Origin of the sequence: uncultured Acinetobacter sp., assembly GCF_947624825.1 — a bacterium.
In the GTDB taxonomy this organism is placed as follows: domain Bacteria; phylum Pseudomonadota; class Gammaproteobacteria; order Pseudomonadales; family Moraxellaceae; genus Acinetobacter.
In genome coordinates this window covers 29,484-42,260 of the sequence record NZ_CANQLZ010000021.1, presented here as the reverse complement: position 1 = coordinate 42,260, position 12,777 = coordinate 29,484, and the positions used below count along the sequence as shown (strand labels likewise).

General features: G+C 40.0%; 20 protein-coding genes. 3 read left to right on the top strand and 17 right to left on the bottom strand.

The genetic code is table 11. From position 1 onward, the window contains the following. The 17 genes from Q0017_RS06745 to Q0017_RS06665 all read right to left on the bottom strand — a co-directional run. Nucleotides 1–1,068, bottom strand: a 1,068-nt coding sequence (locus Q0017_RS06745) for a DUF4055 domain-containing protein (RefSeq protein WP_298144398.1), incomplete at its 3' end; no start/stop codon positions are given. Between the two features lie 2 nt (nt 1,069–1,070). Then, nucleotides 1,071–2,474 (bottom strand): phage terminase large subunit, encoded by a 1,404-nt coding sequence (gene terL / locus Q0017_RS06740; RefSeq protein WP_298144393.1) that lies wholly within the window; start codon nt 2,472–2,474, stop codon nt 1,071–1,073. Next, complete coding sequence (locus Q0017_RS06735) at nt 2,464–2,928, bottom strand: DUF2280 domain-containing protein (protein WP_298144390.1); 465 nt, start codon at nt 2,926–2,928, stop codon at nt 2,464–2,466. The genes terL and Q0017_RS06735 overlap by 11 nt, the downstream gene beginning before the upstream one ends. Nucleotides 2,929–2,973: 45 nt before the next feature. Continuing rightward, nucleotides 2,974–3,618 (bottom strand): putative metallopeptidase, encoded by a 645-nt coding sequence (locus Q0017_RS06730; protein WP_298144387.1) that lies wholly within the window; start codon nt 3,616–3,618, stop codon nt 2,974–2,976. After that, nucleotides 3,584–4,009, bottom strand: a complete 426-nt coding sequence (locus Q0017_RS06725) for a hypothetical protein (protein WP_298144383.1) — start codon at nt 4,007–4,009, stop codon at nt 3,584–3,586. The genes Q0017_RS06730 and Q0017_RS06725 overlap by 35 nt, the downstream gene beginning before the upstream one ends. 7 nt (nt 4,010–4,016) lie before the next feature. Then, nucleotides 4,017–4,193: a hypothetical protein gene (locus Q0017_RS06720; protein WP_298144380.1), complete on the bottom strand. Its 177-nt coding sequence runs from the start codon at nt 4,191–4,193 to the stop codon at nt 4,017–4,019. Nucleotides 4,194–4,378: 185 nt separating this feature from the next. Then, on the bottom strand, nt 4,379–4,765 hold the full coding sequence (locus tag Q0017_RS06715; protein ID WP_298144377.1) for a hypothetical protein: 387 nt from the start codon (nt 4,763–4,765) through the stop codon (nt 4,379–4,381). After that, nucleotides 4,762–4,941 carry a hypothetical protein gene (locus Q0017_RS06710; protein ID WP_298144375.1) on the bottom strand — a complete coding sequence of 60 codons (180 nt, stop codon included), beginning with the start codon at nt 4,939–4,941 and terminating at the stop codon, nt 4,762–4,764. Before Q0017_RS06710 ends, Q0017_RS06715 begins: the two co-directional genes overlap by 4 nt. 158 nt (nt 4,942–5,099) lie before the next feature. Continuing rightward, nucleotides 5,100–5,315 (bottom strand): hypothetical protein, encoded by a 216-nt coding sequence (locus Q0017_RS06705; RefSeq protein ID WP_298144372.1) that lies wholly within the window; start codon nt 5,313–5,315, stop codon nt 5,100–5,102. Nucleotides 5,316–5,829: 514 nt separating this feature from the next. After that, nucleotides 5,830–6,345 carry a hypothetical protein gene (locus Q0017_RS06700; RefSeq protein WP_298144367.1) on the bottom strand — a complete coding sequence of 172 codons (516 nt, stop codon included), beginning with the start codon at nt 6,343–6,345 and terminating at the stop codon, nt 5,830–5,832. 25 nt (nt 6,346–6,370) lie between these two features. Continuing rightward, on the bottom strand, nt 6,371–6,784 hold the full coding sequence (locus Q0017_RS06695) for a DUF1064 domain-containing protein (RefSeq protein ID WP_298144364.1): 414 nt from the start codon (nt 6,782–6,784) through the stop codon (nt 6,371–6,373). Continuing rightward, entirely contained in the window at nt 6,781–7,224 is a 444-nt protein-coding gene (locus tag Q0017_RS06690) for a hypothetical protein (RefSeq protein WP_298144361.1), read from the bottom strand. The genes Q0017_RS06695 and Q0017_RS06690 overlap by 4 nt, the downstream gene beginning before the upstream one ends. Continuing rightward, the gene (locus Q0017_RS06685) at nt 7,221–7,700 is read right to left on the bottom strand and encodes a class I SAM-dependent methyltransferase (RefSeq protein WP_298144358.1); all 480 of its coding nucleotides are present in this window, start codon (nt 7,698–7,700) and stop codon (nt 7,221–7,223) included. The genes Q0017_RS06690 and Q0017_RS06685 overlap by 4 nt, the downstream gene beginning before the upstream one ends. Then, entirely contained in the window at nt 7,697–7,948 is a 252-nt protein-coding gene (locus Q0017_RS06680; RefSeq protein WP_298144354.1) for a hypothetical protein, read from the bottom strand. The genes Q0017_RS06685 and Q0017_RS06680 overlap by 4 nt, the downstream gene beginning before the upstream one ends. Then, nucleotides 7,945–9,003 (bottom strand): replication protein, encoded by a 1,059-nt coding sequence (locus tag Q0017_RS06675; protein WP_298144351.1) that lies wholly within the window; start codon nt 9,001–9,003, stop codon nt 7,945–7,947. The genes Q0017_RS06680 and Q0017_RS06675 overlap by 4 nt, the downstream gene beginning before the upstream one ends. A 48-nt stretch (nt 9,004–9,051) precedes the next feature. After that, the gene (locus Q0017_RS06670; protein WP_298144348.1) at nt 9,052–9,318 is read right to left on the bottom strand and encodes a hypothetical protein; all 267 of its coding nucleotides are present in this window, start codon (nt 9,316–9,318) and stop codon (nt 9,052–9,054) included. An 8-nt stretch (nt 9,319–9,326) separates the two neighbouring features. Continuing rightward, nucleotides 9,327–9,515 carry a Cro/CI family transcriptional regulator gene (locus tag Q0017_RS06665; protein WP_298144345.1) on the bottom strand — a complete coding sequence of 63 codons (189 nt, stop codon included), beginning with the start codon at nt 9,513–9,515 and terminating at the stop codon, nt 9,327–9,329. 102 nt (nt 9,516–9,617) lie between these two features. Here Q0017_RS06665 and Q0017_RS06660 point away from each other — a divergent pair, with 102 nt between their 5' ends. The 3 genes from Q0017_RS06660 to Q0017_RS06650 all read left to right on the top strand — a co-directional run bounded on the left by Q0017_RS06660 (nt 9,618) and on the right by Q0017_RS06650 (nt 12,775). Then, entirely contained in the window at nt 9,618–10,307 is a 690-nt protein-coding gene (locus Q0017_RS06660; protein WP_298144342.1) for a S24 family peptidase, read from the top strand. 30 nt (nt 10,308–10,337) lie between these two features. Next, the gene (locus Q0017_RS06655; RefSeq protein WP_298144339.1) at nt 10,338–12,338 is read left to right on the top strand and encodes an ATP-binding protein; all 2,001 of its coding nucleotides are present in this window, start codon (nt 10,338–10,340) and stop codon (nt 12,336–12,338) included. Between the two features lie 218 nt (nt 12,339–12,556). Further along, nucleotides 12,557–12,775, top strand: a complete 219-nt coding sequence (locus Q0017_RS06650) for a hypothetical protein (RefSeq protein ID WP_298144337.1) — start codon at nt 12,557–12,559, stop codon at nt 12,773–12,775. Nucleotides 12,776–12,777: the final 2 nt, after the last annotated feature.

The following is a 12,777-nucleotide window of genomic DNA, read 5'->3' as shown; positions in this document are numbered from 1 at the left end:
TGCAGATCCAACCTCAATCAGTCGTGCACCAAGCTCTTTCATTTGATTCCACTTATCTTGCATACGCTCATAAGCCAAACCGTTTTTGTCAGCTTGAACAATCTTGGCATCACACGGCAAACCTGAGCGACTACCCACGCCTGCACCCGATTCTTTTACCATGTCATATTGCTCTTTCGTGATACCCGGTAAGCAAAGCGTAGGCTGTCCCACAATGAACGCTGATTCTTCAACATCCGCCGTGGTTGAGTAGTAAGACAACTCAAGTGCACCAAGCTCATACAATGGTGCAGTACCAATCTCATCTGAGTTATCCATGGCACCACAAAAGCTAAAAGGAATGTAATCCCACGGCGCACCGTTGTAGTCTGTCGGAATAAATTTATGGCCCTCTACAAATTCGCCTTTTTCATTCTTCGCATAAACCTGAACGGTATAAACCAAATCACCTTGACCTGCATCTTCAAGCTGCAAGATTCGATACTGATCCGACACTTCAACATCAAAACCTTTACGGACTTTTACAGACTCAAGCAGCTTTACAAAGCTCAACTTCTTCTGATTACCCACCAAAACATAATCCCAATCTAGGATATTTTTAGCTGCAATCACATGAATCATTGGGAAAGCACCTCTTTGACTTTCCTCGGCTTTGGTTCTGCTTGGTGCTACGCTTGGGTAATCCACATAAATACCACAGCGATAATTGCGACTTACAAGCCGTGTGGCACGTTGTGCAGTTTGCCAGATAGAACGCCCTGCACCATCTGCATTGCGCTCTAAGTATTCAAGCGCATCTGGTCGATTAAATACCGGTGTTTTACCAAAGGCCAAACCAATATGACTTGCCAATGTGCGAGAAGTCACACCGGGAAACACGGCGCGATGCAAGTATTCTGTATAACGATCTTTTCCATCAGGATCTTTATTGCTTTTAAATAGCGCAGGCAGTTTTAAATACTGTTGCCCTGCTGCTTTAATAACTTCTTGACCACCACACACATCATCTAATTTTTCCCAAGTTTTGATGTGTTTATCGTAATCAGCGTGTGTCTTTTTAATACTCATAATTAGAATCCAAACATTGGGAGATCAATACTGGTGACTTGTGGTGCTTCATTTAATTCATTAAAAGCATCACTTAAACCATCTACTTGGTCGTCATGCACACCGTTTGGGAACACACGCAGCTCTTTGATTAATTCCTTATTCCAATCGCCACGTAGCATTTTGACGTTGCCAATGTTGACCTGTGCAGCAAATGGCTGTGCCCTTGTGATTTTGTCACCTGATACTGCTTCAGCCTTAACATTAAAGCCTGACAGCATGGTGATGAAGTTTTTAGCCTGTGATTTACCTGCTTGACCTGGATCTTGCGGTAATCGAATCATCACGGCGCGACCATCCATTTGTGCAGTCTGCTTAATCGTGTTTTCCACACCATCAGGCCCCCAACGACCACGCACCATATCAACGATATAAATTTGATTATCCGGTGTCTTAAACATTCGTGGCCCAGCAGTCCAATCCCCTTCGTTTTCAGATGCAGCTAAATCCCATGCACGCACTTCTTTTAAGATGTTATTTGGCAATGCATCTACAATCTCAATGCGATCCGGTTTGAAGAAACCACCTGCAGGCGGTGACGGCAATTGTCGATACTGACCCGAAAATACATAAGGCGCAGCATCTTCCATCTGCTTTAAACGCTCTATGCTATGTTTTTCAGGCCATAACGCCGTGCCATCCTCTTGTACAGCAGACAGGCATAAATGCTCCCATTCTTCACCATTCCCACCATCCAGCAACCAACCTGAAAGGTCATGCTCATGCAATCGCTGCATAATCACAATGATTGGCGTGTTTGGTGAGTTGGTACGTGACTCAAGTGTGTTTTGAAACCACTCGATTACGTTGCCTCGGATTGTGTCAGAACTTGCCTCAGCAGCTTTGTGTGGGTCATCAATAACAATGGCACCACCGAACTCTTTACGAATCTTACCCGCACCAAAACCCGTGATCGTACCGCCTGTACCTTGTGCATAACACACGCCACCTGCCACAGTGCGCCAATCATCTTTAGCTTTACTATCATCACGTAGCTTTAGATTAGGAAAGACGCGCTTAAACGCAGGCTCTTGCACCAAGTTACGGGTCTGAAATGCGTTATTGGTTGCTAATGTTGCCGAGTAACTGATATGAATAAATTCACAATCAGGCACTTTGCCAAAGCACCATGCCATGAAATTAATCACGGCGATTTCTGTTTTTGAGTAACGTGGTGGAATATTGATGATTAAGCGATTTACTTCACCGCGATACACGCGCATCAGGGCATCACAAAGCTCTCGATGATGCCAGTTGTGCATCCACTTATATTTTCGACGCTCTTTAAACATATAGCGTGTGAAAAAATAAAGGTCTTCTTGTGCTTCAATCTGCAAAGCAAGTTCGCGTGCTGGATCAATACTCATCTAATATCTGCTCCCGCGCCTTTTTATAGCTCTCAAGTGGCACGTTTGCGTTAATTGATTCTATTGGGCCACCATTGGCACCAGTGATTTCTTGTTTCGTCACTCGACCATCAGTTTCTTGGAATGCTTGCTTTAATAGATTTTGCTTAGCTCGTTTATTTCGACCTGAATCCTCATACATCTTTTGAAGTTCTCGAAGTCGAAAGGCTTTATTAGCAATTGCAATATCGTCGATATTTTCTCGAAAATCCTTGCGCGTTTGATGAAATAACTCTGTCAATTTTTTGCTTAGATTTCTGCCTGAAAACTTTGTAGGGTCATAACCCTCGCACTGTCTTCGATCAATCTCTATGCCAAATCTTTGTTGGACAGCATCAGCTACCTGTTGAGGTGTTTCAAAGCAAGCAAGAGACTGAACTATAAAGATTTTCACAGGCTCTTTAAGTGCCGCCATAAATACCCCTTTGTCATGCTACGTCCAACAGGGTGGGCAAAAAAATTAACCAACTACACAGTTCCCACAGCACGCAGCAATATTTGTTTCTGATGCGAATGGTGCATTCTTCGCAATTTCTAATAGTCGTTGTACTGAACTATCAACGCCGTGTTGACGAATCTCACCAAAGAACACTTCGACATCATGCCCAGCCAAGTAATGCTTGGGTAAGCCTGTATGGTCGCTATAGATGACTTCGCCATCTTCGTCACGCTCTACGCCGATGTGATACAACTCATGCTCAATGAGTCGGCAAAAATCACGATCATTAGCTTGCTCACAATACGTTGCATCAATCGTGATTAAGTATTGAGGTATAAAGCCAAACCAATCTCGCATTTGCTGCTCTTGGCGTGCCTTTTTCCACCCGCCTTGGTTAAACATCACTTTTTCACATTGACCAAGCACCATGCGCTTTTTAGACACGGCGGCAGATGAAGCCCATGCGAACGCAAGAAATTCCTCATTGTCGTGTAGTAACTCAGCAATATGATCGTGATCAGGATTGTGAAGTTCACCACCAACGGTCAGCCAATTTTTAACAACCCATTCCTTAAGTTCAGGTGCAGGTGCCAAGCGAATTGCTTCTTCTTGCTCGGCTTGATCTATAAGTTCAGTCGGTGGGAATGGTCTGAATTGTTTGTCCATCTTCTAATCTCACTAACCGACGTTGAATCCAGTTAATCACTTCGCCTGACTCAATGGTGGGTGGGTCAAAACGTATAACCTCAAAACCCATATCTTCAGCAAGCCCATACTTATTAAATGAATTTGCGATCTTTTTACCACCACGACCCACCGACCAAGGACTACCTGCAATCTCTATCAGAAGTTTTAATCTCACAATATGGAAATCAAAACGCCAATTCTTTGTATGCAATGGTTGAAACTTTCGTTCATAACCAATGCCAAACTCTTGCAACTGCTGAAATAGTGTTTCTTCAGCTTCTAAGTAAGATTGCTTTGCCTTGGGCAATGGTTTATTGCGTGGTTTTTTCTTGTGTGGGGCCTTGGGGTAATTGTTTGGATCGGCGGACATACATCACCTACTTAAGTACAGCCTTTAATCCATCAATCCGCTTTCGCGTGTTTTGTAATTCGTTTTTAGTGGCGCGAAGAAAACTCTCAGCATTACCACCGTAATTGTTTAATAGATGAGCCAAAACAGCTTCAACCATTTCAGCATTGTTTAAGTTTTTACGAGCTTCAACTTTATCAACCATATTGCACCTACTTTTCTAGTTGCTTCTTTGATGCAACATAGACGCTATTGCCAAACTTAATTAGCTTGCCTTGCGTAATGTCATGTCGAAAATGCTTAAAGCACAGGACATAGCCAATTAAGAATCCAATAATTGTTACAACGATATAAGCCATATAAACCAACCGAGGAAACGTTGCTAAATCACTAACGAGGAACTTTTAAATCAACATCTGGCACAATCGTGGTTGGACGAAAGTCCACTTTATACTGATAAACGCTTACGCCTTTTGCATTAAGTTGCTCGGAGAAATATGTCACATTATCCGAGATACCTAGCGAGTGTTTCTTAAATTCCGATTCACCTGTTTTACAGGTTACATCCACCTTTCTCTCACCCACAGGCTCAAAAGAACACTTGCCCTCAATCGTCAAAACGTAATCACCTGTGATGCCGTTATAAAAAACAATACGACGATCAATCTGAAAATTATCAGCAGCATGAGATAAGTTACGAGATGCGACCTGAGCCTCACGCGAACAACCAATAAGACCTACAGCTAACAGCAAACCAATAAGACAATGTTTTTTCATTTGTAGTTACCTGTTTGGCGTGCCTTTAAACGACGCTTCTTCTGACTTACACGATTTTGCTTGGCATTGCCTGCTTGAGTTGTGATTTGCATTGCGCGAAGAGTAGCACCTAAATTTTCCGCTGCTGCCGTCATTTGTGCCGCAGCCAAACCAAAAGCGATCCGAGATAAACGCATATCAATCTCACAATAAAATAAGAAAAGAAAAACCCTGCTGAGTATCTAGAATCAGCAGGGTTTTATGTGCCGTAATCCGTTCGGCAAAAAGCTCTTATTTCTAAGAGCTCAGGGAAATTAAAACTGTTTGTCTAATTCGCCTTGATATAGTTTTTCTTTTAAAATAACTCAATACGACTATCAAGAATCGTGTAATACCAATTCATTGCATCACACTGTTCATTCAATAAAGCCCAATTTTTTTCATCAATAAATTTTGGCTGACCTTTTTGCAAAAAATCACGCAACTTATCTAAGCGATCTTTTAATTGATCACGTTCTTCGACTACACGCTGTTCATGTGGTTGTAATACTTTATGTTCCGAATTACTCATAATATTGTCCGACGTTTGTAGTTAAATCACTCTAGTTAAATGATGCAGAGTCCTACCTCAAACCAACTAAATCTTTTCAAACTCGTGGTTAAAAAAGGATTTAAGTTAATTTGCATCACTTCCTAGAATGATCACCACAGAAGATCCATGCTGTGGTCCATGGCTACTCCCTACTTTGATTGCCAGTGAATAGGCACACTACTAATCAATTTTCGGTTTCAATATCTCTTTTTTTTGGCGGGACATCACCCCCAAATCTGATTTCACTTTCCTGCATATCCTATTCATGCTCGATGAACTGCATGGGTTGTACACTCTTTCGCGGTGCCTAGCGCAGCTAATCAATTAATTAACCCAAACCGTCAGCATCACACATAATGATCTCCTTGTTTTGGTTTATAGAATTTCAGGCAATAAAAAAGCCCACCTATGGGTGAGCTTCTTTCTGATCTAGTGCAACTTACTTACACTTCGATCACTGTAGCACAAATATCGCATACCCCGTATATACACGTCAAGCACATTTTTCACTCAAATCCTTCTTAGTAAATTTATCAAACTTAAAATGCGGATAGCGCGATTTAATAAAAGCCAAGCCACACTTAATGTCTTGTTGAATCTGTGCAATATGTGTGTCATTGCTTGTGGCAATTTCACGAATAGAATTATCCATCACATAATGCGACCAAACCGTACCCACCCATTCTTCCACAATCTCATCATCAATTGCATTTAAGTCTAAAAAGATTTTATGAATCGCTCGGGCTTCATTATTATCCAGTTGACAGCATGTGCCACGGCGTTTAACACATAAGCGATCAATAAGAGATTCATCCCCCATGTATGCTGCCATTAATTTTTCACGTTGCTCTTGGGTAACGCGCTTGGTTGGCATGGTTTTTACAATACGAGTCATTGTCTCGTTATCCCCATTAATCCAAGCACCAAGCTGACGTGCCCAATTCTCAAAGCTGTATTTAGACCAATCTGTTGCCTGTAAAATGTGTTGCTGTTGTACTGCTGCATTCATCCTATTTACCCTCTAAAACCTGTATTTAAACTTCTTTAATATCTACGCCGTGAACCGACTTCATTAAGTGTTTTTTATTACGATAGCTTGCTAATTTTCGTGTGACTGCTGACTTCACATCTTCAACAACAAGCACCCCATTTTCGATATATGTAAAATCTGCAAAGTATCTGAGCGCAGGTTTTGCCCTCCTTTCCCCTTCAATTTTTACCTTGGGTGCCAACTCAAATTTGACCTGACACTTTAACTCTTGAATTTCCCCACGCTGAGAACGCGCTTTAAGCTCGATATAGCGTTTATGCTCCTTAACGCTATCAAACTTCATTCCATCAACTTCAACCGCCGTGTTGTTGAATTTAGAGCGTTTTGGCTTACCTTTGCCTTGCTTAACATCCTTGCCATGCAAAGCGTGATAAGTGGCGAGTGACATTGTTGTCATAAATCACCTTCACCCAACCCTGCACTAAGAATCTTATAAGCACTGGTCCACTCATCAGACTGATTCATTGCCGACTGCATCGTGTCTTTTAAAGCAGCAATGTGATCTTGCTGTTCTTGCAACTTCCCTTTGTAACGCTGATTCATTTCAGTTAATTGCTTATTTTCTTCTCGCAAGTTCTCAGCCAAGTTTCGTGTATGAAATAACTCACGATTTAAGTCTTTTAATCTGCGCTTGAGTGTTTCAACTTCGCTAAATTGATCTTTATTCACTTTGCCCCCCACCGCATAACGCTTTTTGACAGCAGCCAAGTTGCAATGCACACATGAACTATTCGCCGTGTAGCGCTCAGTGTTAGAGCATTTCTTGCACGGTTTACCATGGTAGCGAACTACTCCACGGCGCTTGGCTAATCGTTTAGCTGTACTTGGATTGATCATGCTTCACCACCAAGCTTCATAAACGTGATCCAATGCGTATTGGCACGTTTTCCACTGATATGGCCAAACACCGGCTTTTGATCCGTCAGCGCTAAAATCTCACTCACTTTGATCTGTGTTTCATTCCACTTAAAAATCAAAACGCCATCATTGGCCAAGACTCGAAAGCACTCTGCAAAACCACGGCGTAGATCTTCACGCCAATCGTTTTGCAGTTTTCCGTATTTGAGTGCCAACCAAGATTGATCACCGGCGTTGATCAAATGCGGTGGATCAAACACGACCAATTTGAATTGACCATCGGCAAACGGCATATCACGGAAATCGAGTTCAACATCAGGAGCCACATCCAAAGTACGACCGTCACACAGAACGTGTTGCTCAGTACGAATATCACCAAACAGTACATTTGGATTTTGACGATCAAAATGCATCATGCGTGAGCCACAGCAAGGATCTAAAATTTTCTGATTCATGCCACCACCTGTTTTAATTCATCGGCAAGATCATTGAGCATCACAATCAGATCATCGGCATAGCCCTCAGGTGCATACTGGATGTACTGACGCATTTCTTCGTGGTACCAGTACAAGTTACCGTCCATCACATGCCCATAGGCTTTAAAATCGGGCAGATAGCAATTGGCATCTTTGGCCGTGGTACAGACCTTGCTCAGAACCAACTCAGCGAGTCCCTGACTGCCCACACGTTGAATTAAACTCATGCTTGTTCTCCTAGATTCCCCTCAAAACCCACGGCGCGCAGGTAGTCAGCCCACTCAAGTACTTGAGCAGGGTCTTTTAGTTTTTCAGTGATGCGTGATACGAATTGTCTTTGTGTTTCACCAATCTCAGCGTATTGCGATCCAAAATTTTCATCAGCGCAGATCTTGCTTGCAAACACGTTGCATTGGCTGTCTGACAGACCGGTGAATTTTTTAGCCTGAGGTTGTTTTGATTCAGCCTGAGGTTTTAATCCTCTCGAATTCGAGCCTTTTAAATTTTGAATACGACGAATCCAGTAGTTCATCCAAGTTTGTGGCGTGACCGGATTACGAGTCAGTGACCACTGAGCAAATCCTTTGATTTCCGCCGTGATCAGATCACTTGGTAATTCAGGATTAAGTTTTTCAGCTTGTGCTCGTAGATCAGCAGGTAGGCTGACTTGAATACGGGAAAGTAATTTCAAAGAAATTGGATCTGTATGCTCAGCGAGATACTCAGAAAATAATTCTTCTTCCAATTTTTCAGCAGAAATCCCTCTCTCTTTTTTTTCTTTAATATTTTCTTTTTTATTTGTTTCTTTCTTAGTGTGCCCATTTTCGGCACTACCCCCCTGCCGTTTATCGGCACTACCCCTATGCCCATTATCGGCAGTGGTGCCGTTTATAGGCAGTGCCGTTTTTCGGCATGGGTTAGTGATGGTAAATTTACTGGTTTGACCATCTTGACGCTGTACACTGAGCAAGCCCATATCTTCTAATTGCTTCACTGCACCGTACACAGTATGTGGTTTTTTAATGCCTGTTTTTTCCATCAAGAACGTGGAATCAATGGCCCAATTTTTACGATGAAAGCCCTCAGTAAAGCGGTTAATCACTGTGTAGCATTTCAGAGCATTACCGGTCATTTGAGCAACGTAATTGTCATCCACTAAATAATTAGGCATCTTGGTATGCCCATCTTCTTTTTTAGCTAGGGATATGAATTCTTCTCTTTTTGGAAAGCTCACTAACTTCCCTTGCGCTTCGCTTATTTCTTGTGCTAAATTCGATTTCATATTCTATGCCTTGCCGTATGTGAATATAAAAAGCCTGATTCCACTAGATCAGGCTTTTTTCATATCTACGATTTGTGTATTGCCCAAGTCTGTCTCGATGTTACCCACCAAGCCCAGACTCTCCCTTTTCAATCTATTTTTATTTGCTCGTTCGAGCATTAAACTGACTTCATGGAATTCACCCATGATTGCTTTTTCTAAGAGGATGACCGCCTGATGTGAGTATTCTTTACCATGAACGTCCGCAATGAGGCGTAAACGCTCCATCATGTCTGGCAACATCTTTAAGCGTAGGTCTTCTTTTTCGAGGCTCATAAGATTTCCTATGGTGCTAGGGCTTGTCGATCAGCCTTTAACTTGCCATTCGTTAAAACTTCAAAAGTTGCTTGGGTACGAGGTGGGATTCCATTTTTTTCCCATCCTGTAATTGTTGATCTACATACATTGAGTTTTTTAGCTAACTTAGATTTATTTTGAACTTTATAAAAAACCAGTAACTGAATAACCGTCATGTTTTATTACCTAAACAAAATTGATCAATCAATTGAACATTATGTTCAGGTAATTGTCAATTCGAGTGTTCATAATTTTGAACATATGTAGAGGTTAATTAAATGCAACAAACAGTATCTGACCGTATTAGATTAAGAATGTCCGAATTGAACATTTCACAGGCAGACCTTGTTCGATTCACCGGAGCATCTCGCGGAACTGTTTCTGGTTGGTTTAATGGGACTAATAGCCCTAGTGCCAAACATCTAGATTCTGTTTGTCGAGCCCTTAAAACTAATGCTCAATGGTTGCTAGCTGGCAGTTCAACACAGAATTATCAAAATGAACTGACGTTTGAAAATTTTGACAATGTAAAACCTTGCAAAACACCATTAAGAGTCATCCCTGTTTTAGATTTTGTTCAAGCTGGACTATGGCGTGAAGTCGTTTATGACGGTGTTAATCCTAAAGGAGAAACTTGTACTACTTATCAAGGTACAGATCCCAAGGCCATCTTTTCATTAATCATTGATGGAATGAGTATGGCACCTGAATTTATGCCCGGTGATCAAATTATAGTTGATGCGGCAAAAAAACCTGTACCCGGCTCTTTAGTGGTAGCTCAAGAACTGCAACACGGTTCAGCTCTTACTACCTTTAAAAAGTACCGCGTCATAGGTGTAAACGAACATGGCGTAGATATTGTTGAGCTTGTACCATTAAATTCCGATTTTCCTACGTATAACTCATTACAAATCGAAATTTCTATTATTGGTGTCGTTGTACAGCATCATAGAGAATTTAAGTATTAATTTTTTATTTATGTTTGGAAGGGGGATTTAATGCAAACGAATAAGCTTAAACCATTGAAGATTGTTGCTACTGCAGATCACATTAGTACATTGACTAAGGCTAGTGCAGTTAACGCTATTTCAGAACTTATTTGGAATGGTTTTGATGCATCATCAAATAAAGTAGAAATTTCATATAAATTAACAGAAGCTGAAGGGATTGAGTCTATTGTTGTTACTGACTATGGCAATGGTATCACCTTAGAAGAAGCTGAATTATATTTTAGTAGTATTGGTGATTCTTGGAAAAAATCTAAAAAAAAGAATTATCATCACCCTTTACATGGTCAAAATGGTAAGGGACGTTTTAAAGCTTTTAGTTTAGGTGCTCGGGTAGAATGGAAAACCACATACAAAAGTATTGATCCATTAACGAACCAAGAAAAAATAAGTAGTTATAAAATCATTGGTAATGACAATAATCTAGAAGAGTTTCAAACAACTGATACTGAGACTTCTCAGACGAGCATTTGTGGTACATCTGTAACAATTTCAAATCTATATCATAAAAAAGCTAATGAGCTTGTTAGTGATAAATTCACACGTGAAATTAGTAAGAAGTTTGCAGTTTATTTATCAGAGTCATCTAATTTAAACCTGTCAATAAATGGGCAGAATATTAATCCAAAAGACTTTCAAATAAGTAAAAAAGAGTATGATATTTCTGAACATTTTCAGGATATCACCGATCAAACTATCAAACTTGTAATCGTAGAATGGGCTTTAGATACTGATAGAAAAATCCATTTATGTTCTAGTAAAGGGATTTCTTTAGCTGAATATGAACCTAAGCAAAAATTGCGTGCTAAAGGTTTTAATTTTACAGCATATATTAAAAGTGCTTACTTTGAGGCATTAAGTGAGCAAACCAATCTACAAGATTTGATTGAAATGGATATTGAGCTAACCCAAATATTGGATCTAGCAATTGAAACGATTCAAGGACATTTCCGTGCAAAAATAGCAAGCCAATATCAAGATGCAGTTAACCAATGGAAAGAAGAAAAAGTCTATCCATATCAAGATGACGCATCACTTACAGAAGTAAAAAAAGTTGAGAAGGATGTTTTTGATATTTTAGCAATAAATATCCAAAACTTTTTACCAAATTTCAAAAAAACAGACCATACATCTAAAAAATTTATGTTTAAATTACTTGCTCAAGCTATATCAGAAAATCCAGAATCTGTACAAAAAATTATCACAGAAGTACTAGGTCTACAAAAAGAGGAGCAAGATACATTGGCAGAACTTTTAGATAATACTTCTCTCTCATGCATTATTTCGTCTGCAACAATTGTAGCTAATAGATTAAACTTTCTCGATGGTCTAGAAAATTTACTATTTGATAAGGGCACAAAGAAAATTTTTACTGAGCGCGACCAATTGCACAAAATTCTAGAAAAAGAAGCATGGATTTTTGATGAAAATTTTGCCTTGTCACTATCAGAAGAAAGATTAGAAACAGTACTAGAAAAGCATCTCTCAAAATTAGGTGAAAGAGAAGATCCGGTACATCTATCAGATGGTAGAACTGGTCGTATTGACCTAATGTTAAGCAAGGTAAATCAAACTCGACAAGGTGAATTTGATTACTTAGTAGTAGAACTTAAGCGACCATCACAAAAAATTAATGATGATGTAATAGTACAGATTAAAAAATATGCTACAGCTGTGGCCACAGATGAACGTTTTAATAATGTTCCAGCTAAATGGACATTTTTAGCTGTTTCAAATGAATTAGATCCTTATGCTGAAGAGGAAGCAAATCAAAGAAATAAACCTAAAGGCTTGATTCACGATTCTGCTCAGCACAATATTACAGTATGGGCAAAGACATGGTCTGAAATTATTGCAAACGCTAGAGCAAAATTACAATTTATTAATAAACATCTTGAATATGAAGTGACTCAGGAAAGCTCTAGTAAGTATTTGAATGATATTCATCAAGAGTTTATTCCCAATAAACAAGAAGAAAAAATACCTGCTTGATTACCTAAGTTTAATTGTTGTATTTAACAGCCCGCTTTCAGCGGGTTTTTTTTACCTACCAATACCTAAAGTTCAATTTATAAAACAAATTAATGCACAAATAACAAAACAAAATCTTGACTTATTTGTTTAATTAATTGAACATAATGATCACAGACAACAAAAAAGCTCCTTACTTTCGACGGCCAGGAGCTTTTACAGAAAACTGCGAGATCATTATGCAACAAACAATCAAAAACAGTCAAACGCCTGAGTTTGACACGAACAAAACTCAAACAACCCCTATCCTCTACCGTGAGCCAAAGCCAACTGAGCAAGGCTCACCACGCTTCCAAAAGCTTAAAGCCGACATCCTTGATTTTGCCTTATTCGCACTTATCGCAATCGTGTCTTGGTTCGTCATTACGCTGCTTTTGACTGCAGTATTTGGGAGCTGATC